The sequence below is a fragment of the Pseudomonas helleri genome, assembly GCF_045830615.1.
GTDB lineage: Bacteria > Pseudomonadota > Gammaproteobacteria > Pseudomonadales > Pseudomonadaceae > Aquipseudomonas > Aquipseudomonas helleri.
The window spans coordinates 1,584,634-1,610,028 of sequence record NZ_CP174501.1 but is presented as its reverse complement, the minus strand read 5'-3'; the positions used below and the strand labels follow the sequence as shown (position 1 = coordinate 1,610,028).

At 59.0% G+C, this 25,395-nt stretch carries 23 protein-coding genes and 1 pseudogene; 8 read left to right on the top strand and 16 right to left on the bottom strand.

Going from position 1 to position 25,395, the window contains the following annotated elements; translation table 11 throughout:
* Positions 1 to 71: 71 nt before the first annotated feature.
* The 3 genes from ACJJU9_RS07460 to rnd all read right to left on the bottom strand — a co-directional run bounded on the left by ACJJU9_RS07460 (position 72) and on the right by rnd (position 2,529).
* Positions 72 to 1,004, bottom strand: coding sequence for a D-2-hydroxyacid dehydrogenase (locus tag ACJJU9_RS07460; protein WP_153331816.1), 933 nt, complete (start codon positions 1,002 to 1,004; stop codon positions 72 to 74).
* Positions 1,005 to 1,105: 101 nt separating this feature from the next.
* Positions 1,106 to 1,399 carry a YcgL domain-containing protein gene (locus ACJJU9_RS07455; protein ID WP_407730359.1) on the bottom strand — a complete coding sequence of 98 codons (294 nt, stop codon included), beginning with the start codon at positions 1,397 to 1,399 and terminating at the stop codon, positions 1,106 to 1,108.
* Positions 1,396 to 2,529, bottom strand: coding sequence for a ribonuclease D (gene rnd / locus ACJJU9_RS07450; RefSeq protein WP_048368653.1), 1,134 nt, complete (start codon positions 2,527 to 2,529; stop codon positions 1,396 to 1,398). Before rnd ends, ACJJU9_RS07455 begins: the two co-directional genes overlap by 4 nt.
* A gap of 303 nt (positions 2,530 to 2,832) precedes the next feature.
* On the opposite strand from rnd, the gene ampC reads away from it, so the two are divergent.
* A complete protein-coding gene (gene ampC / locus ACJJU9_RS07445) occupies positions 2,833 to 3,984 on the top strand; it encodes a class C beta-lactamase (protein ID WP_407730966.1) in 1,152 nt (383 codons plus the stop codon).
* Here ampC and ACJJU9_RS07440 read toward each other — a convergent pair.
* The gene (locus tag ACJJU9_RS07440; protein WP_407730358.1) at positions 3,981 to 4,625 is read right to left on the bottom strand and encodes a class I SAM-dependent methyltransferase; all 645 of its coding nucleotides are present in this window, start codon (positions 4,623 to 4,625) and stop codon (positions 3,981 to 3,983) included. The genes ampC and ACJJU9_RS07440 overlap by 4 nt on opposite strands.
* Positions 4,626 to 4,821: 196 nt before the next feature.
* A complete protein-coding gene (locus ACJJU9_RS07435; protein ID WP_048368803.1) occupies positions 4,822 to 6,201 on the bottom strand; it encodes a glutamine synthetase family protein in 1,380 nt (459 codons plus the stop codon).
* Positions 6,202 to 6,729: 528 nt separating this feature from the next.
* On the opposite strand from ACJJU9_RS07435, the gene poxB reads away from it, so the two are divergent.
* A complete protein-coding gene (gene poxB, locus ACJJU9_RS07430) occupies positions 6,730 to 8,451 on the top strand; it encodes a ubiquinone-dependent pyruvate dehydrogenase (protein WP_048390061.1) in 1,722 nt (573 codons plus the stop codon).
* A gap of 37 nt (positions 8,452 to 8,488) precedes the next feature.
* On the opposite strand, the gene ACJJU9_RS07425 is transcribed toward poxB, so the two are convergent.
* From ACJJU9_RS07425 to ACJJU9_RS07380, 10 genes are all read right to left on the bottom strand, one after another.
* Positions 8,489 to 9,643, bottom strand: coding sequence for an iron-containing alcohol dehydrogenase (locus tag ACJJU9_RS07425; protein ID WP_407730357.1), 1,155 nt, complete (start codon positions 9,641 to 9,643; stop codon positions 8,489 to 8,491).
* A 95-nt stretch (positions 9,644 to 9,738) separates the two neighbouring features.
* Entirely contained in the window at positions 9,739 to 10,893 is a 1,155-nt protein-coding gene (locus ACJJU9_RS07420) for an iron-containing alcohol dehydrogenase (RefSeq protein WP_407730356.1), read from the bottom strand.
* Between the two features lie 8 nt (positions 10,894 to 10,901).
* On the bottom strand, positions 10,902 to 11,549 hold the full coding sequence (locus ACJJU9_RS07415; protein ID WP_407730355.1) for an ATP-binding cassette domain-containing protein: 648 nt from the start codon (positions 11,547 to 11,549) through the stop codon (positions 10,902 to 10,904).
* Positions 11,546 to 12,316 (bottom strand): ABC transporter ATP-binding protein, encoded by a 771-nt coding sequence (locus ACJJU9_RS07410; protein WP_048368660.1) that lies wholly within the window; start codon positions 12,314 to 12,316, stop codon positions 11,546 to 11,548. The genes ACJJU9_RS07415 and ACJJU9_RS07410 overlap by 4 nt, the downstream gene beginning before the upstream one ends.
* Entirely contained in the window at positions 12,313 to 13,257 is a 945-nt protein-coding gene (locus ACJJU9_RS07405) for a branched-chain amino acid ABC transporter permease (RefSeq protein WP_407730354.1), read from the bottom strand. Before ACJJU9_RS07405 ends, ACJJU9_RS07410 begins: the two co-directional genes overlap by 4 nt.
* Positions 13,258 to 14,157 (bottom strand): branched-chain amino acid ABC transporter permease, encoded by a 900-nt coding sequence (locus ACJJU9_RS07400; protein WP_048368662.1) that lies wholly within the window; start codon positions 14,155 to 14,157, stop codon positions 13,258 to 13,260. It lies immediately after the preceding gene.
* A gap of 152 nt (positions 14,158 to 14,309) precedes the next feature.
* Positions 14,310 to 15,632 carry an ABC transporter substrate-binding protein gene (locus tag ACJJU9_RS07395; protein ID WP_353232986.1) on the bottom strand — a complete coding sequence of 441 codons (1,323 nt, stop codon included), beginning with the start codon at positions 15,630 to 15,632 and terminating at the stop codon, positions 14,310 to 14,312.
* Positions 15,633 to 15,660: 28 nt separating this feature from the next.
* The gene (locus ACJJU9_RS07390; protein ID WP_407730353.1) at positions 15,661 to 16,974 is read right to left on the bottom strand and encodes an ABC transporter substrate-binding protein; all 1,314 of its coding nucleotides are present in this window, start codon (positions 16,972 to 16,974) and stop codon (positions 15,661 to 15,663) included.
* A gap of 203 nt (positions 16,975 to 17,177) precedes the next feature.
* Complete coding sequence (locus ACJJU9_RS07385; RefSeq protein WP_407730352.1) at positions 17,178 to 18,485, bottom strand: sigma-54-dependent transcriptional regulator; 1,308 nt, start codon at positions 18,483 to 18,485, stop codon at positions 17,178 to 17,180.
* Positions 18,486 to 18,545: 60 nt separating this feature from the next.
* The gene (locus ACJJU9_RS07380) at positions 18,546 to 20,267 is read right to left on the bottom strand and encodes a sensor histidine kinase (protein ID WP_407730351.1); all 1,722 of its coding nucleotides are present in this window, start codon (positions 20,265 to 20,267) and stop codon (positions 18,546 to 18,548) included.
* A gap of 144 nt (positions 20,268 to 20,411) precedes the next feature.
* Between ACJJU9_RS07380 and ACJJU9_RS07375 the strand changes: the two genes are divergently transcribed.
* The 6 genes and pseudogenes from ACJJU9_RS07375 (at position 20,412) to ACJJU9_RS07350 (ending at position 23,789) form a co-directional block, all read left to right on the top strand.
* Positions 20,412 to 20,663 (top strand): ParD-like family protein, encoded by a 252-nt coding sequence (locus tag ACJJU9_RS07375; protein WP_048368667.1) that lies wholly within the window; start codon positions 20,412 to 20,414, stop codon positions 20,661 to 20,663.
* Complete coding sequence (gene map, locus ACJJU9_RS07370; protein WP_407730350.1) at positions 20,660 to 21,451, top strand: type I methionyl aminopeptidase; 792 nt, start codon at positions 20,660 to 20,662, stop codon at positions 21,449 to 21,451. The genes ACJJU9_RS07375 and map overlap by 4 nt, the downstream gene beginning before the upstream one ends.
* 429 nt (positions 21,452 to 21,880) lie before the next feature.
* Complete coding sequence (locus ACJJU9_RS07365; RefSeq protein WP_407730349.1) at positions 21,881 to 22,393, top strand: N-acetyltransferase family protein; 513 nt, start codon at positions 21,881 to 21,883, stop codon at positions 22,391 to 22,393.
* The gene (locus tag ACJJU9_RS07360; protein WP_407730348.1) at positions 22,381 to 22,662 is read left to right on the top strand and encodes a hypothetical protein; all 282 of its coding nucleotides are present in this window, start codon (positions 22,381 to 22,383) and stop codon (positions 22,660 to 22,662) included. The genes ACJJU9_RS07365 and ACJJU9_RS07360 overlap by 13 nt, the downstream gene beginning before the upstream one ends.
* 266 nt (positions 22,663 to 22,928) lie before the next feature.
* A pseudogene (locus ACJJU9_RS07355) lies at positions 22,929 to 23,164 on the top strand (helix-turn-helix domain-containing protein).
* Positions 23,148 to 23,789: a class I SAM-dependent methyltransferase gene (locus tag ACJJU9_RS07350; RefSeq protein WP_407730347.1), complete on the top strand. Its 642-nt coding sequence runs from the start codon at positions 23,148 to 23,150 to the stop codon at positions 23,787 to 23,789. Before ACJJU9_RS07355 ends, ACJJU9_RS07350 begins: the two are co-directional and overlap by 17 nt.
* A 348-nt stretch (positions 23,790 to 24,137) precedes the next feature.
* On the opposite strand, the gene ACJJU9_RS07345 is transcribed toward ACJJU9_RS07350, so the two are convergent.
* Positions 24,138 to 25,109, bottom strand: coding sequence for an AraC family transcriptional regulator (locus ACJJU9_RS07345; protein ID WP_153357294.1), 972 nt, complete (start codon positions 25,107 to 25,109; stop codon positions 24,138 to 24,140).
* Positions 25,110 to 25,395 lie beyond the last annotated feature (286 nt).

Sequence of the window (25,395 nt, the reverse complement as noted above, 5' to 3'; positions counted from 1 at the left end):
GTTCAGCCTCGCGATCTTTAAAGATCAAAAGATCGCGAGGCAAGCTCGCTCCTACAGTGTGAATTGAGCCTTTAATACCCGCGTTCGAAGTCCACTTCCCCACGCAGCGGCTCGCCCGCCTGGTACGCGCGCAGGTTGTCGATGAACAGTTGCACCATCATCGGCGGTGAGGTGGGTGCCGAGCTGTGGCCGGTCAGCAGCAGACCCCAGGCTGTCCAGAACGGGTGTTTGGCCGGCAATGGTTCTTGGCGGCAGACGTCAATGATGGCGCCGGCCAGGTGCCCCAGGCGCAGCGCTTCAACCAAGTCAGCATCCACCACCGCCACACCCCGCCCGGCATTGATGAAGACGGCGTTAGGGTTGAACAGGGCAAAAAGCTCGGCATCGTACAGGTCGTGGGTTTCAGGGGTATTGGGCAACAGGTTGATCACGTAATCCATCTGGCTGACCAAACGCGGCAGATCACCCAAGGTCGCAACCTCGGTGAACGGCGCCTGTTCCCGCGCGCTGCTGGCAATGGCGTACAGCTCAACCCCGAACGGTTGCAGGAACTGCGCCACGGTCTGGCCGATGTCACCTGCCCCGACGATCAAGACCTTGCGCCCGACCAGGCTCTGGCCCGTGCGATTGTCCCATTTGCGCTCGACCTGGCTGACCAGCCGCGCCATCACTTCACGTTCGTGACCGAGCATATAGGTCAACACGTATTCGGCCATGACCTGACCAAAAATACCGACCGCACGGCTCAGCCGGTAATCGCGCCCCAACCCATCAGCGAGTAACGGGGTGATCCCCGCCCAGGTCGATTGCAGCCATTGCGGCGTGTGCCCTTGGCGCAACAGGGTGGCCATCAGGTCCGGTTGACCCAGCCACACCGGGCAGTCGGCAGCCAACTGCGCCAGTTGCGCCGAGTCGCCACTGGTGTGCACTTGCAGTTCAGGGGCCGCTTGTTGCAAGAGTTGGGCGTACAGCGAGTAATCTTGCTCGGCAATCAGGACACGCATGCTTCTAACCTTATTAAAACATTGCCAGCCGCCGCGCCCGGGTTTGCTCCATTGCGTTCAGCCACCGGCAATCAAAGTGAGTCTGTTCTGCACCAGAGCCTTTACACAGGGTCGTTACGACGCAACAGCTCTTCAGGCAAGTGCTCGATGTATTCGTCTTCGGCCGGCGGCATTTGCAGGTGGTAGCCCTGTTCTTTGAGGTTTTCCAGGACTTTGCCGATGTCTTCACGGGCCAGTGTGCGCTCCGGGGTCAGCACCAGGTCGAAGGCGTGCTGCGGTTTGCCAAAACCACTCAACAGGGTTTCTGGCACACGCTCCAGTGCTTCGGCTTTTAACACGTACAGGTACATGCCGCTGCGTTTTGGGCTGCGGTAGATCGAGCAAATATGTTTCAAGACGGTTCTCCAGCGTCGGCCAGGCAATCAAGCAGCGCCTGGCCCATCAACTCACGGCGCCAACCGCGCAGTGAATCGGGCAATTGATAAGGCCCCTCGGGGTAGCCGCTCTTGAGCAAGGCTTCGAGGGTTTTCTTGCGCAGCATCAGCTCAGGCGCAATGTTCAGACGCTCAGCCTCGGCCTGACCGATGGCGCGCAGGCGCTTGACCAGCGCAGCAGCCTCGACCGGCAACGGCTCAGGCACGGCCGGGGGCCATTGGTCCGGGCCCAGGCTGCTTGCCCGCTTGATCAGATCCAGCAGGAACTCGCCATCCTGACGCACCGTGCGCGGGTGCATGTCTTCAATGCGCGCCAGGGTCACTAGGTTATCTGGCTGGGTTTTGGCCAATGGCCACAGCGCATGCTCACGCACCACACGGTTGCGTGGCAGGTCCCGGGCACGGGCTTGCAGCTCACGCCAGGCGCACACTTCGCGCAACACCGCGAGTTGCTGACGCGAGAGTTTCCAGGCCAGTTTGGCCTCTCGGTACACCTCGTAAGGGTCGACCTCACGGCGCAGGTTGGCCACCAGTTCGGCGCCGTCCTCCAGCACCCAGTTGTACTTGTCATCCGACAGACGCGGACGCAACTGCACATACACCTCAGCCAGATGCTGGGCATCTTCAGCGGCGTAGCTGATCTGCGTTTCCGACAACGGGCGTTGCAACCAGTCAGAACGGGTTTCGCCTTTAGGCAGGTCGAGGTCGAGCACCTCTTTAACCAGCCTCGAATAACCCATCGAGAAGCCCAGGTTCAGATAGGCCGCTGCCAGTTGGGTGTCGAACAACGGCGCAGGCAAGCTGCCCGTCAGACGCAACAGCACTTCCAGGTCCTCACTGCACGCATGCAGCACTTTAACCACCGCCGGGTTTTCCAGCAGTGCAGCCAGCGGCTGCCAGTTGTCGATGGTCAAGGGGTCAATCAGAAAAGCCCGCTCACCGTCGCCAATTTGAATCAGCCCGGCAATCGGGTAAAAGGTGTCGACCCGCATAAATTCGGTGTCGAGGGCTATGAATGGCAAGTGTTGCCATTCGGCACAATGTTGGCCGAGGCTATCGTTGTCGCGAATCCAGTGAATATCGATGGCCACACGGCTCTCCCTTGAAGAATGGCGCGCAGTATATATCGCTACCAGGGTATTCCGAGCATCGACTCGCAATCTTGGCGACGAAAAAACCTACGCATTAAAAGGCTATGACCTTCAATACTTCGTTATTTTTTGTCAGTAACTTTATCTCCGCCCATGACTTGACGCGTTTCAACCTCTAAAATATCGCGCTTGATTTACCCCGATGGCGTCGTTACGAAATATGACGTGACAAGGTAATGAGTGAATCTGGCGTTGTGCCAGGCGCTATACCCACTAATAAAATCGAGACTGCCCTGTATGCGCATTACCCGAACACTCTCCACTGCAGCCTGCGCCCTTGCGCTGAGCACCCTTGCCAGCGTTGCCCATGCCGAGCCCTTTGCCCCCGACATTGAAGACAGCGTGCAAAAAGCCGCGAAAGCGCTGATGCAGCAGTACGAAGTGCCTGGCCTGGTCATTGCCATCAGCGACAAGGGCAAACAGCAGTTCTACAGTTTCGGCCTGGCCTCCAAAGAAACCGATGCCAGAACAACCCCCGACACGCTGTTTGAAGTCGGTTCGATCAGCAAACTGTTTACCGCCACCCTGGCGTCCTACGCGCAAGTCGAAGGCAAGCTGTCTTTCGCCGAGCCAGTCAGCCACTACCTGCCGCAGTTGCAAGGCAGTGCGTTCGGCAAAGTGCCGCTGCTGCATCTGGCAACGCACACGGCCGGGGGTTTTCCCTTGCAAGTGCCAGATAACGTAAAAAACGATGAGCAACTGCAGGACTACCTCAAACACTGGCAGCCGACTTATCAAGCCGGCACCCACAGAACCTACGCCAACCCCAGCATTGGCATGCTCGGCGTGATCGCCGCCAAGAGCTTGCAGATGCCGTTCAAGTCGGCCATGCAAAACATGCTCTACCCCGCTTTGGGCCTGAGCAGCACCTATCTGAGCGTGCCGCAGGACAAAATGCCGCTGTATGCCCAAGGGTATGACAAGCAGAACCAGCCGCGCAGGCTCACCCCTGACGTGCTGGCCGACGAAGCCTACGGCGTGCGGACCAGCGCTCGCGACCTGATTCATTTCGCGCAACTGAACCTGAACACGGGCAAGCCCGCATCGGCGATCGAACGTGCCGTGCAGAACACCCACACCGGCTACTTCCAGATCGGCCCCATGACCCAGGACCTGATTTGGGAGCAATACCCTTACCCGGTCACACAGGCAGACCTGCTGGAAGGCAACTCAAACACCATGGCCTACGAGACCAACAAGGCTGTGGCGTTGAACCCGCCGCTGGCGCCACAAAAAGCCGTATGGCTTAACAAAACCGGCTCCACCTCGGGGTTTGGCGGTTACATCGCGGTCCTGCCTGACAAACAGCAGGCCGTGGTCATCCTGGCCAACAAAAACTACCCCAACAGTGCCCGCGTAGAACTGGCCTACGCGATTTTCAAGGCACTGAACTAAGCGCCTTTGCGCAACACATAAATGCTGCCCTGCGCAAAGCCGGGCAGCACATCGTAATGCTTGAGGATGCTGAAGCCCGCCAGGGCGAACTGCGTTTCAAGCTCATGCTTGCTGATGACCACCCGCTGGCTGTCACGCTGGCGGGTGGTGCGCCCGATCGACACCGACACAATCAACGTGTCGCGGCTAACCCGAGAGAGTTCACGCAAAATGGCCAGGCGGTGTTCGCTGTCACTGACATGATGAAACAGCTGCATGCAAAAGATGCTGTCCACGGCGTTTTCAGACAAATCGATGGAAAACACCGAGCTTTTAAACAGCGTGATGCGTTTTAGCAGGCTGGCAGGATGATGGGTTTGCGCATGGTCGAGCATGCCTTGCGAAGCGTCCGACGCCAGAATGACCCGATTGGCATGCTCGGCCAGCACCGGCCAGAAACGCCCGACGCCGCAAGCCACATCCAACACCAGCCCCGGCTCCCCCGCCACTTTAAGTGCCCGGCGAACCAGTCGCTGCTCACGCCACCCGGCCAGACGCCGGACAAGCCCTGCTGGCCGCACAGCCAGGCAGACCTGCGCATGTTCGCGGTCGTAACGCTCGGCGAACTCAAGCTCAATGGTGGAAGGCAGCTGCGATGACATGGGCCCGCGAACTCTTGTGTTTAGGGATATTCAACACAAAGGTTAAGGGGCAACCAGTGAAAAAAATGTTAGGAAAGTATGAAAAGCAGCGTGATTAAACACGCAATTCTGTAGGAGCGAGCTTGCCTCGCGATCTTTTAAACGACCAAAAGATCGCGAGGCAAGCTCGCTCCTACAGATTAATCAGCAGCGCTGATTACGCCTGCTGTAAATACCAGCGCCAGTCCTGCTCGCCCACTTCGCCCATGAACTGGCGGTACTCGCCGTTTTTCACGGCCAGATACACCTTCAGGAACTCCGGGCCAAACGCCTCTTTGGCCCACTCCGAGGCTTGCAGCGCGCGCAAGGTGGTCAGCCAGTCGGTCGGCAGTAATTCGCTGGCCTGGGCATAACCATTGCCTTCAATCGGCGCACCCGGATCACGCTGCTCACGGATCCCGCGATGAATCCCGGCCAGAATGGCCGCAGCGGCGAGGTACGGGTTGGCGTCTGCGCCACAGATTCGATGCTCAATGTGCCGCGAATACGCCGGGCCGCCCGGAACACGCAAACTCACGGTGCGGTTGTCCACCCCCCAGGTCGCGGCCAGCGGCGCGTAGCTGTTGCTCTGGAAACGGCGATACGAGTTGGCATTCGGGCAAAACATCAGCAACGAGTCGAGCAAGGTGCTGAGCATGCCGCCCACCGCGTGTTTGAGCAGCGGCGTCCCGGCCGGTGCTTCGCTGGCGAACAGGTTATTGCCATCCTTGTCGGCCAGGCTCACGTGCATGTGCAGACCGGTGCCAGCGAGGTCATCAAATGGCTTGGCCATAAAACACGCGACCATGCCGTGCTTGTGCGCCACGCCCTTGACCAGGCGTTTGTAGCGCACCGCTTCGTCCATGGCCTGCAAAGCATCGGCGCGGTGTTCAAGGGTGATTTCGACCTGCCCCGGTGCGTATTCAGATATCGCCGTGCGCGCCGGAATCCCTTGCAGTTTGCAGGCACTGTACAAGTCCGCGAGGAACGGCTCGATTTGCTCCAGCTCACGCAGCCCGTACACCTGGGTTGCACGGGGCCGCTGACCGTCGGCATCACGGGCCGGTTGCGGGCGCCCGTTGCTGTCGCGCTGCTGATCGAGCAGGTAAAACTCCATCTCGGCCGCCATCACCGGGTAATAACCGTCAGCTTTGAGGCCATCAATAACCTTGGCCAGCAAATGCCGTGGATCGGCCACTGTGGCTGGCATGCCTTGGGTCGGGTGCATGCTGACTTGCACGGCGGCGGTGGGGATCAAGCGCCACGGCATGCGCTGCAAACTGCCGCTGATCGGGTAGGCCCGGCAGTCAATATCGCCCACGTCCCACACCAGCCCGGTGTTCTCGACGTCATCGCCGTTAATGCTCAGGCCCAGAATCGTGCTCGGGAGCGGCCGCCCGCTTTCATACACCGCCAGCAACTCATCGCGGTGCAGCAACTTGCCGCGCGGCACGCCGTTGTTGTCGATGATAAACAGCTCGAACATCTCGATATCCGGGTTCAGTTCCAGAAAATCGAGGGCTTCATTCAGCGGGGCAAACGGGGTCGTAGCAGTCATGGTCATGCTCATCATTTCGTATCAGACAGGCGCACGGGCGCGCCGAGGCAACTGCGCCTTTTCAAGGCAGCAGGCAGTCAGGACTTAATGCGAAACACGAGTATCCGGCGGGCGGGCATGCCGGCAGTGGAACAGGGCCCAAAAGGCCAATTTGGAAGGGAGTGCACAACGGCTGGAGGGGCAAGGGGCAAAGTAACGGGACCGAACGCCACGCAATAGCGGTGTCTGCGACACACTGCGTCGTTCATGCGCTCCTCGCAAACCACCCATACCTTCGACCTTGGTCAACACTGAAGCCGTAGCCTCACACGACTGGGTGACCCGATGCAACACAGAGTTTCAGATATTCAGTTGCAGGCTGACTAAACATTAATCGCCCAGCCGCGCGCTAGAGAGCGGCACGGTTGTGGCACATGAACAGATTTTCATCGAACGTTTTAAAAACCGGCAAGGTCGGATGCAGTGTCTATCCTGCTTGGGCAAAGGCAACCCAAGCCATCTTTTATCTGACTTTGAGAGGCGTCCTCCGTGTCCAGAACAGTAGCCGATTTCATCACCGAGACTTTTCAGCAAGCCGGCGTTAAACGTGTGTATGGCGTGGTCGGCGATTCTTTGAACGGCTTTACCGACTCGCTGCGCCGCCAGGAGCAGATCAAGTGGATTCACATGCGCAACGAAGAAGCCGCAGCCTTTGCCGCAGGCGCTGAAGCGCATCTGACCGGCGAACTGGCGGTGTGTGCCGGCAGTTGCGGGCCCGGCAACCTGCATTTGATCAACGGCCTGTTCGACGCCCATCGCAGCGGTGTGCCGGTGCTGGCGCTGGCCGCGCACATTCCGGGCAGTGAAATCGGCATTGACTACTTTCAGGCCACGCACCCCGAGAGCCTGTTCAAGGAGTGCAGCCACTACGTGGAACTGGTCTCGCGCCCCGAACAACTGCCGCAAATTCTGGAGCGCGCCATGCGCATCGCCATCGCCAAGCGCGGGGTGGCGGTAGTGGTGATTCCGGGGGATGTGGCGCTGCAAGAAACCGAAGCCAAAGTCCCGAACTGGCTCACCCCGACCCAGCCGCTGGTTCGCCCCGGCGACAGCGATATCGATGAGTTGGCGGCGTTTTTGAATGACGGCAAAAAAGTCACCCTGCTGTGCGGCGCCGGTTGCGTCGATGCCCACACCGAGATCCTCGCCCTGGCCGAACGCCTGAACGCACCCATCGTGCATGCGTTGCGCGGCAAGGAGCATGTCGAGTACGACAACCCGTATGACGTCGGCATGACCGGGCTGATCGGTTTTGCATCGGGTTATCTGGCGATGAAAAACTGCGACACGCTGCTGATGCTCGGCACCAACTTCCCCTATCGGCAGTTCTACCCGGAGCACGGTCACATCGCGCAGATCGATCTGCGCCCCGAAGCGCTGGGCAATCGCTGCGGCCTGGAGTTGGGGCTTCTTGGCGATGTGAAGCTGACGTTGCAGGCCGTGCTGCCCAAGCTGGCGCAAAACCCGGATCGCGATCACCTTGAGTCAGCCCTTAAGGATTACAAAAAAGCCCGTCAGGACCTCGACGCCCTGGCTGAAAGCGGCCCTAACAGCGACATCATCCACCCGCAGTACTTGAACCGTCTGGTCAGCGAGCTGGCGGCAGAGGATGCGATTTTCACCTGTGATGTCGGCACCCCGACCGCATGGGCCGCCCGTTACCTGAAAATGAACGGCCAGCGCCGCCTGGTCGGCTCGTTCAACCACGGCTCGATGGCCAACGCCATGTTGCAAGCCATCGGCGCGCAGGCGACCTTCCCTTACCGCCAAGTAATTTCCATGTCGGGCGATGGCGGTTTCACCATGATGATGGGCGACTTCTTGACCTTGAATCAGGTGGGGCTGCCGGTCAAAGTCATTGTGCTGAACAACGGCACCCTGGGCTTTGTTGAAATGGAAATGAAGGCGGCCGGTTTCCCGGACGTTGGCTGCGACCTGGACAACCCCAACTTTGCCGCGATGGCCGAAGCGATGGGCGTCAAAGGGATTCGCGTCGAGCACCCGTCGCAGCTGGAAGCCGCGCTGCGTGAAGCCTTCAGCCATGACGGCCCGGTGCTGGTGGACGTGGTCAGCGCCCGTCAGGAACTGGTGATGCCGCCGACCAAAACTTTCGAACAAGCCAAAGGCTTTAGCCTGTTCATGCTTAAAACCGTGATGGATGGCCGCGCCAAGGAGTTGATTGATCTGGCCAAGGTCAATCTATTGCGCTGAACAAAACAGCGGCGTCTGAGGGCGCCGCTGCTCTGGCTTAGAAAATACCCCGGTAAATTGCTTCAACCTCCTGCTCGTTCATGTCGCACGGGTTGCTGTCGATCAAGCGACGAATGCCCACCACCACCTCGCTGGCCATCACCGCCAGTGACGGCTCATCCACCTTCAACTCAGACAAACGCAGCTCCAGGCCGCTGTCCTCGACCAGGCTTTCGATGGCTCGCACAAAGGCTTCTGCGGCGCTGGCTTCGTCGGCAAAATGCTCGCCCGGCAACAGGTGCGCCGCCAGTTCGGCGTATTGGCGCTGAGCCGCTGCCAGGTTAAAGCGCAGCACCGGGGCCATGACCAAAGCGTTGGCGTGGCCGTGGGGGATGTGAAAGCGCGCACCCAGCGGATACGCCAGGGCGTGGATCGCCGCCACCGACGCATTGACGAACGCCATGCCCGCCATCAACGACCCTTGCAGCATGGCCGTACGCGCTGGCAGGTCCGTGCCGTCGGCCAGCACTTTGCGCAGGTTGGAGCCCAACAAGTTCAATGCGGCCGTGGCCAGACCATCGGAAATCGGGTTTTTCCGGGTGCGGCTGGTGTAGGCCTCAATCGCATGCACCATGGCGTCCAGCCCCGTGGCCGCCGTCACTTTGGGCGGCAGGCCCAAGGTCAGCAGCGGATCGAGAATGGCCACGTCCGGCAGCAGTTGCGGCGAATAGACCGCCTGTTTTTTATTCTGCGGATCGGTGATCACCGACACCCATGTCACCTCCGAACCGGTGCCCGAGGTGGTCGGCATCAGCACCAGCGATACCCGTTTGCCACGGGCTTTGTTGGTGCCGTAGAGGTTTTCCAGCGGCTGCTCGCTGTTGGTCAGCAGAGCGACCAGCTTGGCGGCGTCCAGTGAACTGCCACCGCCCAGGCCCAGCACGCCGTCGGCCTGAAATGCCTTGGCCTGACGGGCGGCTTGCTCAACCACGGCTGAAGACGGGTCCGGCGTGACTTGATCAAACACCGCCACCGCGCAACCAGCGGCTTCGAGTACCGCTTGGGCGCGGCCGGCAAAGCCGAGGCTGACAATTCCCAGATCGCACACCAGCAGCACCCGCTGTGCCCCCAGGCCACGGAACACCGTGCCAAGTTCTTGCAGTGCCCCGGCTTCGCAAATGATGCGCGGCACGCTTCTGAATTCATGGTTCATCGCTGACTCCTGTTAACTGATGAAATGCATCGCCTCGCGATCTTTTGATCGTTTAAAAGATCGCGAGGCGAGCTCGCTCCTACAGGGCCCGGCGTTTACAACACCGAGGTGTAGAGGGCGTGGATGTCGTCGCGGTTTAGCGGGCGGGGGTTGTTGATCAGCAGGCGCTCGATTTTCAAGGCGTCAACGGTTAGTTGATTGATGTCTGATTCGGTGACACCCACTTCGCTCAAGCGCTGGGCAAACGGCATGCGCGCCACCAGCCGGGTCATAAAGTCGATAAAGCCGTCGCACGCCTCACGGGGGCTGGCGAAGCGCTGCCCCGGTAACACCGCACTGGCCAATTGCGCGTACAAGGCTTCGGCGGCCGGGCGGTTGAAGTTCAACACCGGCACCAACACCAAGGCATTGCTCAAGCCGTGGGGCACATGAAAATGCCCGCCCAGCGGATACGCCAGTGCATGCACCGCTGCCACCGGCGCGTTGGCGAAGGCCATGCCCGCCAGCATCGAGCCCAGCAGCATGTTCGAACGCGCCTGCAAATCACCGGGCTCGGCCAGCACGCGGTCCATGTTGGCCGCCAGCAAAGTCAATGCCTGCACCGCCAGGCCATCCGACAGCACGTTTTTTTTGTGCGCGCTGGTATAGGACTCGATGGCATGGACCATGGCATCCACACCGGTCATGGCGCTGACAGCGGCGGGCAGGCCGACCGTCAGCCGCGCATCGAGCAACGCGATATCGGGGTATAGCAGCGGGCTGACCACGCCCTTTTTCTCGTGGCTCGGAGTAGTGACGATGGCTACCGCTGTGACTTCCGACCCTGTGCCTGCGGTGGTCGGAACCTGGATCAGCGGCAAGCGCGGGCCTTTGGCCAGGCCGATGCCGTAGATGTCCTCCAGCCGTTGTTCGTGGCCGCAGAGCAAGGCCACCAGTTTGGCGATGTCCAGCGAGCTGCCGCCGCCCAGGCCAATGACCGCCTGCGCACGGCATTCGCGCGCCACCGCCACCGCGTCTTCAACACAGGCCACTGGTGGGTCGGCCTGCACGTCGCTGTACAAAGTGACCTGCAAACCGCTGTCGCGCATGGCGTTGATCGGCGCGTCGAGCAAGCCCGCGCGTAGCAAACCGGGGTCGCTGACCAGCAACACCCGCTCGGCATTCAGTTCTCGGCACAAGGCGCCCAGGCGCAGCGCGCCGTCGATTTCGCAGATCACCCGTGGTGTGGTTTCAAAGGTAAATTTTGACATGACGGTCCCTACCCTGCGGTCACGCTGCCGCGCTCGATGCGAAAGAGCGCATCGACCAGATCGGCAGAGTGAGTGTCATCGGATTCAGATATCAGCACGCACAGCCCTTCACGGCCGAGCTTGGCGATCACTTCGCTCAGGCGCCGGGACAACACCGGCGCCACCCCTTCAAACGGCTCATCGAGCAACAGCAACGTGTGCCCCGGCATCAACGCCCGCGCCAGCGCCACCAGCTTTTGTTGCCCGCCGGACAGTTGCATGGCCTTGCGCTCACGAAACTGGGCGATCTCCGGGATCATGCTGTAGACCCACTCCAGACGGCGCTGGCTGTCAGGCAATTTGTTGGCCCAGACCGGCAGCAAGATGTTCTCTTCAACGGTCAGCGCCGGGATCAATCGGCGGTCTTCGGGCAGATAGCTGATACCCGCTGCGGCGCGGGTAAAACCCGGCCGGTTGCGCAGGTCCTGACCGGCAAATGTGATCGACCCCGAGTCAGCGTCGAGCAGGCCCATGATGGTGCGGATCAAAGTGGTTTTACCGGCGCCGTTATGGCCGATCAAACCGACCATTTGCCCGGCGCCCACGTGCAACGACACGTCATGCAAAATCGGCACGCCTTCGATCGAGACGTGCAGGTTGCGAATATCCAGACTCATTGCGCTGCCCTCTTGTGAGCGTTTGGCCCGCCGGTGACGAACTCTTGCACGCGGGGGTTGGCCAGCACCGCTTCAGGCGCCCCGTCGGCCAGCACTTCACCGCTGTAGAACGCCAGAATTCGCGACACGTAGCGTCGCACCACGTCCATGTCATGTTCCACAAACAGCACCGTCACCTGATGTTGTGCGACCACGCGCATCACGGTGTCCATAAGGGCGGTTTTCTCTTCGGCACTGACGCCGCTGGTGGGCTCATCAAGCAGCAGCATTTGCGGGTCACCGATCAACGCCATGGCAATGTCGATCAATTTGCGCACGCCTTGGGGTACCGCCGTGACCAACGTGTCGCGCCAGCGGCTGATGTCGAACTCGGCCAGAATCGCATCCGCCTGGGCAATGCGTGACGCATTGCGCATCGGCGCCAGCAGCGACGGAAACGGGCTTTGCGCGGCCGAAACGGCTATCAGCAGGTTGTCCAGCACGCTCAGCTGCGGGAACAACTGCGCGACCTGGAACGAACGCGCCATGCCCGCCCGGGTGATGGCCCTGGGCGTGCGGCCAAGGATCGACTGGCCGTTGAACAGGATCTCGCCACGGCTGGGTTTCAGGTAGCCGGTGACCATGTTGATAAACGTGGTTTTACCGGCGCCATTGGAGCCAATCACCCCGACGACTTCGCCTTTGTGGATGCGCACGTTGACGTCTTTGGCCGCCGTTACGGCGCCAAATTCCTTGCACAGCCCTTGGGTTTCAAGAATGCAGTTCATGCCTTTGCCCTCCGCGCTTGCCCGGTGAACAGGCTCCACAAGCCTTTAGGCAGGAACACAATGATCGCCAACAGGGTGAAACCCAGAATCATCTGCCAACTGTGCGGCACCAGCTCGATGGCGTAGGTGCGCACCACGGCAAACAGAATGGCCGCGATAAACGGCGCGGCGACGTGGGCGGTACCGCCCAGCAAGGCGATGAAGACGAATTCGCCGGAGGTGATCCAGTAGGCCATTTCCGGGTCGATGTGCCCGGCCGAAAGCGCCATGAAACCGCCGCCCAACGCCGACACGGCAGCGGCCGCGACGTAGTTCATGTACAGCACCCAGCGCGGTGACTGGCCGAGGTATTCGACGCGCACTTCGTTTTCACGGATGGCTTCGCACATCATCCCGGCGCTGCTGCGGCTGTAGCGGTGCAGCAACACCGCCAGCAACCCCGAGCAGGCGACGATGATGATGAACAGCGCCAGCGGCGCCTGCCCGGTAGCGGGTGTCCAGCCAAACAGGGTCCAGGCCTTGACGTTAAAACCGTCAGTGCTGCCCAGCGCCGAGCTTTTGACCAGCACGCCGTACAAAATCATCGAGAACGCCAGCGACAGCATGGCGAAGAAAATCTCCCGGTAGCGGGTCATCAGCAGCCCCAGCAGCATGGCCAGCAACACCGCTGCACCCACCCCGATCACCAGCAGCAGGGCCAGGTCGGTGATGTCCAGAAAGTGCCCGCTCATGCCCACCGCGTAACCGCCGATGCAGAAGAACAAGCCTTGGCCAAAGGTCACCAGCCCGGCGCGCATTTGCATGACCACGCCTTGCACCACCATGGCCTTGGCCAGCGCCATGGTCAGCAAAAACACCAGCCATTGCGGGGCAATCACACCGCCTGCGGCCAGCAGCACGGCAACGCCGAGCAGAATCAATTCGGTTTTACTCAGGCGCATTTAGATTTTCCTCGCCAGTACACGGCCGAACAGCCCTTGAGGACGCACCGCCAACACCAGCGCCATCACCCCGTAGATCACAAAAAGCTCGAACTCCGGCGCGTAATGCACGGCAGCGGCGCGGCTCAAGCCCACCAGCAAGGCGCCCACTGCGGCGCCTTCGATGCTGCCCATGCCGCCGATCACCACCACGGCAAATGCCAGCACGATGACTTCAACGCCCATGCCCGGTACCACCGAGATCGCCGGTGCGGTCAAGGCGCCCGCCAACGTGCCGAGCATGGTGCCGAGCACAAACACCAGGGTGAACATGCGCCGTACGTTGACGCCCATGGCCATGGCCACTTCACGGTCGTGGATCACTGCGCGCAGCACCTTGCCCTGGTGCGTACGCTCCAGCCATAACCACAGGCCCAGGCCCAGTACCAGCGAGATACCCACCAGCATCAGGTCGTAATTCGACACCTTGAGTCCGGCCAGCGCGCTGCGCCCCATCTCGGCATAGGGCTGATAGGCGAAATACGGGTTCACGCCCCAGATCATCTTCATGGTGTCTTCGAGGATCAGCAGCAGCGCGTAGGTGATGATCACCATCAAGACTTCGTCGCGGCCGTACATAAAGCGCAGCAGGCCGCGCTCGATGATCAGGCCGACGATCAGCCCGGCCACCAGCGCACAGCCGAGCATCAGCAGATACCCGACCCAGACCGGGCCAATGCCGTTATTGAAATACCAGCCCACCAGAGACGCAGCGGTGTAGGCGCCAATGGCATAAAAACTGCCGTGGGCCATGTTCAGGATGCGCATCACCCCGTAGATCACCGTGAGCCCGGCCGCGACCAGAAACAGCCACGAGGCATAAATGGTGCCGTCAATCAGCACCGCGAAAAGACTCATCATTGAGGTCCTACCTTGGCAAGAAACATCAGATCAATCGCACAACGGTTTCTGTAGTCGCTGCCGCAGGCTGCGATGAAGCCCGCAAGGACTTAAGGAAACGGAGGGCTACGCCCCCCTTCGCAGCCTGCGGCAGCGACTACAAGTTGTGCTTATCAGTTGCACTGCGCGCCGGGGAAGCCGGCCTTGATCCAGTCCAGCGCGGTGGTGCCGTCCGGTGGGGTCACGCATTCGCCCGAGAAGGCGATGACGTTTTGCACGCCGCCTTTTTTGGTCGCCGGGTCGTATTGGTATTCGCCGTAGGCAATCCCTTGCATGGCTTGATGGCCATCAGCACGGGCCATTTGCACGGTGCCGGACACCGACTCAAAGGTCGCACCCTTGAACGCCTGGGCGATTTGCAGCGGGGTCGGGATTTTGCCCGGCTCAACCTTGGCGTTTTCCGCCGCGTGCTTGAGGCCCAGAATGGCTTGGGCCATTTTGCTGGCCGGATACGTCGGCGCGGTTTTGTAGGCGGCCTGGTACTGGCCTTTGAACCAGCCGTTGAGGGTGTTATCCGGCGCAAAGGCACCGAATGGGCCACGGCCGCCAATGATCATGCCGTTAGGCGCCTGATCTTTATAACGGTCGATGGCCGACTCGCCGCAGGTCAGAACCGCCGTGGCGTCTTCGAGCAAGCCACGGGCGTTGGCTTGCAACACCAGTGCTTCCATGTCGCCGCCCCAGAAGCTGGAGTGGATGATGTCCGGGCGCTTGACCGAGATCGCGGAGATTTCAGCGCCGTACTGGCCCTGGAATACTTTGGGCATTTGCGACTCCACCACTTTGGCCTTGGGCATCAGTTGCTCCATGGAGTGGGTGAAGTCGTTCCAGCTATCCTGGCCCCAGGCGTAGTTCTGCTGAATACCGGCAACTTTCTGTGCGTCCGGGCGCACCTTGGCCAGGTAACGGGCGGCGCCAATGTTGTCCACCGCCGCATCGAGGCTGGTGCGGAATACGTACTGCGGGGTTTTGTCTTCTTTGAACAACTGCGAGGTGCCGCAGTCGTAGAACACCGTCATGGCGCCCAGCTCTTCGGCAACCGGCGCAATGGCCAGGCAGTCTCCGGAAGAGATATAGCCCACCACCGCATCGACCTTCTGGCGCTGCACCAGGTTACGGAATTCCTCGACCTGCTTGGCCGCCCCGCCCGCTTCGTCAATCATGACCATTTCAATTTCGGCACCGTTGATGCCGATCTTGTCGTAAGGCGCAGGCAACAGGCCTTTGTTCAAGCCTTCGACCAGCACCTTGGCGGCATTCGCTGACGGCTCGCCAAATGGGCCAGCGGCCGGCCCCGACAAGAAGGTCACCACGCCAATGCGGAACTTGCCGTTTTCAGCAGCCTGTACCCCGGCACTTAATGACAGCGCCAGCCCGGCAGCCGTGATGGCAAAGGCCAAAGGGTGTTTCAACATGCTTTTCTTGGAATTATTCATGCTTGCTTCTCGGTCAAGGTGCGAGCCGCTAGGGCTCGGCGACGGGTTTACGCGCGGCCAGACGCCGCTTCAGGGTGGCGCTGTCGAGCTGTAGCTCTTGCGCCGAATACACCGACCAGTCACCCAGCATCAGTTGGGCAGGCGGGTAATCGGTATTGCTCACCGGCGTGCCAATGGCCTGGCTCTGCTGGATTTGATGGGTCACCGGGTCTATGCGTGAAAAGCTGCCGGGCGGGTCTTCGGGCAAGGCGATGTCCAGGCCTTCGAGGGCACGGATCAGGGCCTGGGTGTCGGTCACCCCGCCGGTTGTCTCAAAGGCTTTGGCCATCACCATCACCACGCTGTAGGCTCCTTGCGCGGCGTAGGTCGGGTAGCGCCCGCTCAACTGATGAAAGCGCTCGACAAACGAGCGGTTGCGCGGGGTGTCGGGCCAGTTGTTGTGATGGCGCGCCGAAAGAATCAGCCCGGCAGGCGCCTTGTTGCCCAGCGACACCAGAAAATCGTAATTGGCTCCGGTGTCGAAGTTCGCCAACCGCGAGGTTTCCAGCAAGCGGCTACCGGCAGCCTGTTTGACGAAGGCATGAAAGTCGCCGCCCCAGATCGCCGAGACGATGATGTCGGGCTTGGCCTGTTCCAGCGCGGTGATGTAGGGCGAGTAATCTGGCTCGTACAGTCGCGGCCACAACTCGATGACGTCATCGAACTTCACCCCCAACTGGTTCAGGGCTTCGTGCAAGTCATCGCGGGACACATGGCCGTATTCGTAGTCAGGGCCAATAAATGCCAGACGCTTCCAGCCGGTTTTTTTCTGCAAGGCTTGCAGGTACCGCGCGCCTGCCGCCATGGAGGTCCAGGTGTCATTGGTCACGCGAAAATAGTACGGGTGGCCGTTTTCCAGGGTCATGCGCGACGAGGCGTGATCGGAGCCGATCATCAGTACTTTTTCCTGGCGGGCCAGTTGGCTGACGGCCAGCGCCACGCCGGATGAAACCATGCCGCACAGCACTTGCACGCCATCCTTGTGGATAAAGCTCTTGGCCAGGCTGACGCCATAGGAGGCTTTGGACTGGTCGTCATCGACAATCACCCGCAGGCGTGGCACGGGCTCACCGGCCACGCGGCGGGTTTGTAATTCATTGAGTGCGACTTGAATGCCGAGGATGCTGTCGTGGCCATAAATGGCGGCGCGCTCGGTCATCGGGTACAGGCAGCCCAGGGTCAGGTCGGCGTCAGCGGCCGGCACGCCTAATTCCAGGCGGCCGACGTCGGCGCTGGATATGGGGCTGGCAAGCAGAGTGCTCAGGGTCAGGAGGCCAAAGGCCCATTGACGCAACGGGGACATAAATTCCTTTGGGCGTTGAAAACGCCTCTTGTTGGAGTGCGGGAAGGGACAGAGCAAGGGCTGTGCCAAGGTGAACAACGCGTAGGAGCGAGCTTGCCTCGCGATCTTTTAAAGGGTCAAAAGATCGCGAGGCAAGCTCGCTCCTACAGGATTTACGGGTGTGTTGAGCGGTTTGCGCTCAACACGCGCGCGGGTGTGAGCGCTTAGCGCTCAATGCCCAGCCGTTGCAGGCGGCGTTTGAGCGCGTGGCGCGAAATGCCGAGCAATTGCGCGGCCAGACCTTTGTGGCCCGCCGAGCGGCTGAGCGCATCAGTCACCAACTCACGCTCGGCACGTTCGAGCTGGTCGCCCAGCACGTGAGATGACTCCACCTCTTGCCCTTGCAAGGGCGCGGGCAGCATCGCCGCGCTGATGCCTTGGCCCGGCAACAGAATGGTCAGGCGCTCAACCAGATTCTTCAGTTCGCGCACGTTGCCGGGCCAGCGATGACGGCGCAGCGCCGCCACGCAATCGGGCAAAAACTGGATCGGGCTCACGCCCTCTTCAACCGCCTGGCGCTGGGCAAAATACTGCGCCAGCAACAGCAGGTCTTCGCCGCGTTCACGCAAGGCCGGGATGTCCACCGTGATGACGTTCAAACGGTAAAACAGGTCTTCACGAAACCGCCCCAAACGCACATCGTCGGCCAGGTCCCGGTTGGTCGCCGCCACCACCCGCACGTCGGCACTGCTGGCCTGGCTGGCGCCCACCGCGCGGTAGCTGCCGTTTTCCAGAAAGTGCAGCAACTTGGCTTGCAGGCTCAGCGGCAACTCGCCGATTTCGTCGAGAAATAGCGTGCCGCCGTTGGCCTGGCTGACCAGCCCGGCGCGCTTTTGATGGGCGCCGGTGTAGGCGCCTTTCTCCGAGCCAAACAGCTCGGCCTCGATCAACTGCTCGGGCAAGGCGGCGCAGTTCACTTCGATAAACGCGCTGGCAGCCCGTGAACTGTGCGCGTGCAACGCTTGGGCGACCAAGGTCTTGCCGGTACCGGACTCACCCAGCAGCAGAATCCGCGTGGCCGAGCTGCGGGCAATCCGTTGCACCGCCGCGTGCAGCGTACTCATGGCCGGGCTTTGCCCTTGCAGGCCGGGCACCGGTGGCTCAGGCGTTTCCAGGGCCAAGGTGCTGCTGATGGTGGCAAGCAAGTCATCCAGCTCAAAGGGTTTGGTCAGGTAATCGGTGGCGCCGCTCTTGACCGCCTGCACCGCCGCCCGGGTATCGCCATGGGCAGAGATCATGATCACCGGCAGATGCGGGCTGCGCTGGCGCAAGCCATCCAGCGTGGCCATGCCATCGATGCCCGGCAGGCCCAGGTCCAGCAAGACAATGTCGATGTCATCCAGCACCTGTTGCAGCGCCGCTTCGCCACTGTTGGCCGTGCTGATACGCATGCCCTCCCCGCGCAATGCATAGCTGAGCGAGCGCACCAGCGCTTCTTCATCGTCGACGATTAACACGTGAACATCAGGCATCTGTGTCTCACTTTTACGTATTCAAAATGATCGGTAGCCGCTGACGAGGCACGCAGGCGGCTACAAAAACCGGGTGAACGCAGGGAAGTCGAGCGCCACCTGTGTGCCCTCACCCACACGGCTGACGATGTGCATGCGCGCATCGTTGGCCTCCAGCAGTTGCTGGCTGATGCTCAGCCCCAAGCCGGTGCCCTGGGGTTTGAGGGTGAAAAATGGCTGGCGAATCTGCTCCAGGTGTTCGGGCGAAATGCCGCAGCCCTGATCGATGATCAGCACCCGCACCCGCCCTTGGCCTGTCTCGGCGCACAAGCGCACCACGCCGCCCTCCGGGCTGGCCTGCACAGCGTTCAAACACAGATTGAGCAACACTTGCCGAGCTTGATCCGGGTCAACGAACAGTTGCAAATCCCCTGCCGACTCGCACAGCAGTTCGATATTGCGCGCTTGCAAGTGGGGGGCGACCATCGCCGCCGTGTGCTCGAACAGATGCGCCACCGAAACCACCCGCGGTTTGGCCGGGTGCGGACGGCCGTATTCGAGCAAATCATTGGTGACCCGTGACAAGCGGTCGATTTCCTTGACCAGATCACTCAGCAGGTGCCGCCGCTCAGGTTCTTGCTCGCGGCGCAGCAAGGCTTGCACCGTGGTTTTCATGGTCGCCAGCGGGTTGCGCACTTCATGGGCCACGCCCGTGGCAAAGGTGCCCAGCACGGCGAGGTTTTCGCTGCGCACGGTCTGGTCCATGACCTGCGCCAGACGCTCGGCCATCACGTTAAAGGCGCGGGCCACATGGCTGATTTCATCATCTTTAGGTTGTAGCGCGAGGCGATAGCTTAAGTCGCCCATGGACAGTTGATGGGCGCCTTGCAGCAAGGTGCTGACCCGCGCACGCAACTGCCGCGAGAGGGTAAAGAACACAATGAGGATGAACCCGATAAACCCCGCCGCCACCCAGTACAGCCACCAGCGCGCATCGTTCAGAGACTTGAGGATGGCCCCCGGCTCGACACTGAATACCAGTTGCCAGCCGGGCAAAATCATCGGCCCTTCATGCCATTGCCCCGGCGCCTTGACGGGCCGCCCGGTGGGATCGATAAATGCGCCGCCAGGCACGCGCAACAACGGCGCAACCACGCCGCCCATACCGGCACTGACCAGCAACTCGCTCAAGGAGGCCAAGCGTAAATGCAGGGCTATGCGCACTTTCTGGTTGGTACGCCCGATGCGGATGCTCTTGCGAATCAGAAAGCTGCCCGAGCCGCCCGCCTTGGGCAGCAGCGGCCCTATCACTTCGACGTCACCGACCCATTGCACCGGCAAACCGGCGATGGACCAGTGTTCACTGCCCCAGTACGGCTCCCCCGATGCAGACTGGCCCGGCAGTACTTTGATCAAGCGGTCCTGCTCATCAAAAAACAGCACGCCGTACATAAAGGGCAAGTCCCCTTCCAGCTTGAGCAGCGAGTCGACGTCGCTGATCAGCCGCGATTGATCGACTATGAATTCAGGCATGTTGGGGTGATTGGACAGCGCCGAGAGCTGGTAGAAGCGATCATCCAGAAAGGAGGACAGGCGGTTGGCCGTCGACAATGCCTGGGCATCCAGCCGCTCGCCGGTGAGGCGGTTGAGCAAGTCCTTGGCCAGTTGCTCATAAAAAATCGCCAGGGTAATCAGCGCCACGCTCATGACCACAACGGACAACAACGTATAGCGCGCCACCAGGCTACGGTGCGGCCGGGCAAGCCACTGCAACAACACATGGAGGGAAGAGTTGGGGTTCATGGCGTTCTTGATTGTTTTTGTAATGGCCCCAGCATAGGGATCGACCCTTGGGCCTGTCCATGACTGCGTATTGCAGATTTCGTGGCTCATCGCCTAATATACGTTTCGCTTACATTCCATATACATTTCATCTTGGGTCATTTGATGGGCATCGTAAAAATCTCGGACGCCATGCACGAAAATCTGCGCATCGCCAGCAACGCGCTCAGTCGCTCGATCAATGCTCAGGCAGAGCACTGGATGCGCATTGGCATGCTCACAGAGCTGTACCCGGACCTGGATCACAACCAGATCAGTCGCTTACTGATTCGCGCCGAGCTTGAGGGCGGTCTCGATTTAAAACAGCTGTGCCAATTGGCTGATTCGGCACAGGCTGCAGCAGGAGCCCGCCCATGAGAGCGCACGTGGTTATCAACACACCGGCCCAAATCGCCCAGTCCAAAGTCGCCGGCATGCTCGCGGCTGAAGTACTGGCGATGATCACCCCGCACGTCAAAGCAGGGGTGACCACCGACCAGCTCGACAAGATTTGCCATGACTACATCGTCAATGTGCAAAAGGCCATTCCCGGCAACGTCGGCTACCACGGCTTCCCCAAAACCGTGTGCACCTCGGTCAATGAAGTGGTGTGCCACGGCATCCCGTCGGGCCGGGTGCTGCACGATGGCGACATCGTCAACATCGACATCGCCGTGGTAAAGGATGGCTGGTACGGCGACACCAGCCGCATGTACTACGTGGGCGAACCGAGCCCGCAAGCGCGGCATCTGGTCAAGACCACGTATGAGGCCATGTGCGCCGGTATTCGCCAGGTCCGCCCCGGCGCAACCCTGGGCGACATTGGCCACGCGATCCAGACCGTTGCCGAAAAAGAAGGCTTCAGCGTGGTGCGCGAGTACTGCGGCCACGGCATCGGCACGGTCTATCACGACGAACCGCAGATCCTCCATTACGGTTATCCGGGCCAGGGCATGAAGCTTAAAACCGGCATGATTTTCACCGTCGAGCCGATGCTCAACGCGGGCAAGCGCCATGTCAAAACCCTGGCTGACCAGTGGACCGTGGTCACCAAGGATTTGTCGCTGTCGGCCCAGTGGGAACACATGGTAGCGGTGACCGACAACGGCTTTGAAGTACTGAGCCCTTGGCCGGATGCGGTTGAGGAGTTCGTGCCGATTACCTGAGTTGCAAGCCACTTGGCGCCTTGCTGCTGTGTGTAAAGGCGGCTTACATGTTTCGTCCTGGGGTAATCCAGCCGTTGCACGGGGCGTTCTAAGACGCCGATGTACAACGCGTTCTATGTGCTGACCTCGCCCTTGCTGTCGATTGCCCGCAAGCTACTGCCCAAGTACGTGTTGTCGACTGAAGAAATCGGCTTGGCCATACTCGAAGTAGCGTGCCATGGTGCGCCGAAAGCATTCTGGAGACGGCGGAAATTCGGGGATTAATGAAGGGCTGAGTCAATCACATGTGTGTAGGAGCGAGCTTGCCTCGCGATCTTTTGAACTTTTAAAAGATCGCGAGGCAAGCTCGCTCCTACAGTTTCCGTAAGCGTCCGGGCATCCTGTCTGGAGCAGCTTTTATGCGAGACACAACGCTTGAGAGGGATGGCTATGATTCGTGACGCATTACCCGAGGATGCGAAACGCATCGCTCAAGTTCATGTCAGTAGTTGGCAACACGCTTATCTTGATCTGATGCCCACTGACTATTTAGCCTCCCTTAGTGCGACATTGCCTCAAAGAGAGACCTATTGGGCCCGCACAATTGAAGGCAAAGACGCTGACGTTTTAGTCGCCGAAGTGGAGGGAATCATTATTGGTTGGCTTTCGCTGGGGCCTTGTCGTGATGAAAACACGCCCGAAGCAGCATCGGGAGAAGTCATGGCGATCTACGTTTTGGCAGAATATTGGAGTAAGGGTATTGGCGCCCAATTGTGGCAGGCGGGTTTTAAGCGTTTGCTTGATCAAGGTTATAAACGCATCACCTTATGGGTTTTATCTGGCAACGAAAGGGCCATTCGTTTCTATAAGGGCCTTGGTGGAACAGAAGAGCCTGGCAGTTGCCGCACGCTCGTGCGTGGTGGCGTGACGCTGGATGAGGTGAGGTATTTTTGGAGCAATTGATTTTCTCTTGCGAACATGATCACCATCGATTCGCCAAATCTCGAGGGCTTCCTGGATTTCCAGCCGTTGCACTGCGCGCGTTCGAAGACGCCGATGTACAACGCGTTCTATGTGCTGACCTCGCCCTTGCTGTCGATTGTCCGCAAGTTACTGCCGAAGTACGTGTTGTCGACGAAGAAATCGGCTTGGCGATGCTCGAAATAGCGCGCCACGGTGCGCCGAAGAACATTCTGGAGACGGTGGATATTCGGGGATTGGTGAAGGGCTGAGTCAATCACACGTGTGTGTGGATCTGCCGCCCCGTCCTCGACGCCGCGCTTTCGCGCAGCAAACAGGTCACCGGATATCTTCAGCATCCCCCAATCGGTTCCCTCTCCTTCGGGAGAGGCGTGGTGAGAGGCCTTGATTTTTCGTACATCTCCATTGCTGCGGCAACGGCCACTTAGGATTCCGGCCTTACGCCCTGCGATGTGGTGAAGGCGATGAAGTTTAGTAACAACTAAGCCGCTAAAGTAGTGGGCCAAGTCGATTTAGGATTGTCCGAGGCGAACGTCGTCCGTCCCGTGAGTTTACGTTGACGCACTGCAAGTAAAAGAGATCCGTAAAGCAACAGGTCTGACGTAAGCCTAATTTGCAGCGCTGATTGACGTTCAACTCGGTACTTTACGTAACTGGGAACAAGGCTGTAGAGAGCCCACCGGCCCCGCCAAAGCCCTGTTAAAAGCCATCCATAATGACCCGGTACACGTACTCAATGCGCTGGCTGGCTGATCAGCACATCCTCAGACGAGCTTCCCCAGTGCTGCGCCAACAGCAGCACAGCAGAAGCGCTGCTCGCAGCCAGGGCGCCCAGAAGGTCACTGCTGTCGATATTTCACAAAAGATGTTGTCTGAGGCCCGGCACCTCACCCATGACGACAAGATTGTGTATGTCCATCACCCGATCGAAAGCTTCACACCCGAGGCTCAAGCTTTTGATCTGGTGGTGTCATCGCTGGCGCTGCACTACGTCGATGATTATGCAGCGGTAGTCAAACGCGTGTACGCAAGCCTTGTCCCCGGTGGTCAATTCGTTTTTTCAGTCGAACACCCGCTCTGTACGGCGCAGCCCAGCGGCTGGGTCCTCAGCCCTGAGGGTGAACGCCTGCATTGGCCACTGGACAATTACCACTATGAAACAGAACGCCAAAGCCGTTGGTTTGTAGAGAACGTGACCAAGTTTCACCGGACTCTGCAAACCTACGTCAACACACTGATAGCCGCGGGTTTTCGCCTGGATCATCTGGGCGAACCCACGCCTTTGCCGCATGCACTAAAAGAGCGCCCATCATTAACAGATGCACTTAGACGCCCGCCTTTTTTATTATTGGCAGTGAGCAAGCCCGCCGTAAGTTGAATGAACACCGATATAATTCGTCTGCCTTTTCGCCATGTTTCTATGGAAAAATCGAGACATTAAAAGGCTATGGATGGCCTCCCCTTTCGCGCTTCTGATTGTCACCGACAGGTCTGGAACACCCCTGACAAAGCCATAACGCAAAAACTTTTTTTAAAAAATATATCGATTACTAACTGTCATCCACGCTTAGAGCGATGATCATTTCAAAGCAGCTAAATAGCTGACAGGAAAAGCAAAGTCACGCACACCCATAAATCGCCAAAAACAAAATATGTATTTTTTATGACAACAAATAAATAGAAATAAAAGCTAAAACCAAAACTCCTGACTATCACCACTAAAGATTCAAGACAAATCCCTGTAGTTCTGAGGCGTCATCCCAAACCACCTCAAAGAGGCTTTATAGAAACTACTCTGATCGCTAAAGCCCAACGTCGCAGAAATATATTTAATACTGTATACCGAGTGCCGCAAGTAATCATGCGCCAAAGCTTGCCTGACATCGTTGTACACCATGGAAAAGCTGAGCCCCTCATTCCTTAAAGAGTACTGCAGGGTTCTTTTGCTCACTTTGAGTGCGTCCGCAATTGAATCCAATGTCGGGGTAACGCCCAGGGCTAAACTTTGCGCAACGGCTCTTCTTATCTTCGATGATGCGAAACCGGTGGGCGATGATTCCAGTTGAACTTTAAGAAAATCAGCGTGCAGACGGTCTAACTTCGGCGATGCTGTAATCAGCGGGTAATTGCAAATTTCCCGAGGAAAAACCAATACATTATGACCTGCTGAAAACTTTAAATTCCGCCCAAACACCTCTTCCAACCCCCCTCTTTCGCCGGGAGGAGCATAGACTAATTCAACCCCCAACGGCACCACATAATAATGTGGGACCAGCCACCTGATCAGCGCCAGTAAAATTGAGAAGCCTGCGTCTATAAAGACGCGGGGCACTTTTTTGGTCACCTCAATACTGACAATTTTTACGATATGGTCATGTAATTCCAGCTTTAACAATGAACCACTGCTGATCAAGGGATAATAATTTACCAGGCGTTCAAGGGCTCCCCCCAATGTCGCACATGACATGACTGCATATCCCAACGCCCCCAGCATGGCGGGGTGCATGTTCCTGTACGCCCTTAGTCCTAGATCCGGATCGCAAGAAGTTACAGCAAGATTGGCCAACCACTCATACACCGACTGGATTTCAACAAATTCCGTGTCATCGACATAATCATGAAATGTTTCACTGGACTTATAGACAGTCCCCAACGCTCGACAGAGCAAGTAAACATATGATTTTCGAATTCTATACATTCATTCATCCACGGAACAAACAAGAGCACGAACGAGTGCCTTCTAATTTTCAGACATAAAATAACGTGCACAACAGACTCTATAGAATTAATCCTGCTACAGGACTGAGTCAATGCTGTTGCGCTTCAGGACATACTATTAGCCTCAGGGGACACTTATGATTAAACCATGCGCATGGGAGAATGAAATCACACAGCAAGTCTCTAAAAAACCCAAGAAGTATCAACCCCATGGACAATCATAGAAAAAAACGCGGATGGTGGTGGGCTTATAAAAAAATACGATC

What these genes read in the sequence shown, in the direction of transcription:
- ACJJU9_RS07375 (WP_048368667.1), top strand. Translation starts at nt 20,412, where the DNA reads ATGGGCATCGTAAAAATCTCGGACGCCATGCACGAAAATCTGCGCATC.
- ACJJU9_RS07410 (WP_048368660.1), bottom strand. Translation starts at nt 12,316, where the DNA reads ATGAACTGCATTCTTGAAACCCAAGGGCTGTGCAAGGAATTTGGCGCC.
- ACJJU9_RS07350 (WP_407730347.1), top strand. Translation starts at nt 23,148, where the DNA reads ATGCGCTGGCTGGCTGATCAGCACATCCTCAGACGAGCTTCCCCAGTG.
- ACJJU9_RS07390 (WP_407730353.1), bottom strand. Translation starts at nt 16,974, where the DNA reads ATGTCCCCGTTGCGTCAATGGGCCTTTGGCCTCCTGACCCTGAGCACT.
- ACJJU9_RS07345 (WP_153357294.1), bottom strand. Translation starts at nt 25,109, where the DNA reads ATGTATAGAATTCGAAAATCATATGTTTACTTGCTCTGTCGAGCGTTG.
- ACJJU9_RS07380 (WP_407730351.1), bottom strand. Translation starts at nt 20,267, where the DNA reads ATGAACCCCAACTCTTCCCTCCATGTGTTGTTGCAGTGGCTTGCCCGG.
- ACJJU9_RS07440 (WP_407730358.1), bottom strand. Translation starts at nt 4,625, where the DNA reads ATGTCATCGCAGCTGCCTTCCACCATTGAGCTTGAGTTCGCCGAGCGT.
- ACJJU9_RS07385 (WP_407730352.1), bottom strand. Translation starts at nt 18,485, where the DNA reads ATGCCTGATGTTCACGTGTTAATCGTCGACGATGAAGAAGCGCTGGTG.
- ACJJU9_RS07420 (WP_407730356.1), bottom strand. Translation starts at nt 10,893, where the DNA reads ATGTCAAAATTTACCTTTGAAACCACACCACGGGTGATCTGCGAAATC.
- ACJJU9_RS07405 (WP_407730354.1), bottom strand. Translation starts at nt 13,257, where the DNA reads ATGCGCCTGAGTAAAACCGAATTGATTCTGCTCGGCGTTGCCGTGCTG.
- ACJJU9_RS07365 (WP_407730349.1), top strand. Translation starts at nt 21,881, where the DNA reads ATGATTCGTGACGCATTACCCGAGGATGCGAAACGCATCGCTCAAGTT.
- ACJJU9_RS07425 (WP_407730357.1), bottom strand. Translation starts at nt 9,643, where the DNA reads ATGAACCATGAATTCAGAAGCGTGCCGCGCATCATTTGCGAAGCCGGG.
- ACJJU9_RS07435 (WP_048368803.1), bottom strand. Translation starts at nt 6,201, where the DNA reads ATGACTGCTACGACCCCGTTTGCCCCGCTGAATGAAGCCCTCGATTTT.
- map (WP_407730350.1), top strand. Translation starts at nt 20,660, where the DNA reads ATGAGAGCGCACGTGGTTATCAACACACCGGCCCAAATCGCCCAGTCC.
- ACJJU9_RS07415 (WP_407730355.1), bottom strand. Translation starts at nt 11,549, where the DNA reads ATGAGTCTGGATATTCGCAACCTGCACGTCTCGATCGAAGGCGTGCCG.
- ACJJU9_RS07395 (WP_353232986.1), bottom strand. Translation starts at nt 15,632, where the DNA reads ATGAATAATTCCAAGAAAAGCATGTTGAAACACCCTTTGGCCTTTGCC.
- ACJJU9_RS07460 (WP_153331816.1), bottom strand. Translation starts at nt 1,004, where the DNA reads ATGCGTGTCCTGATTGCCGAGCAAGATTACTCGCTGTACGCCCAACTC.
- ACJJU9_RS07400 (WP_048368662.1), bottom strand. Translation starts at nt 14,157, where the DNA reads ATGATGAGTCTTTTCGCGGTGCTGATTGACGGCACCATTTATGCCTCG.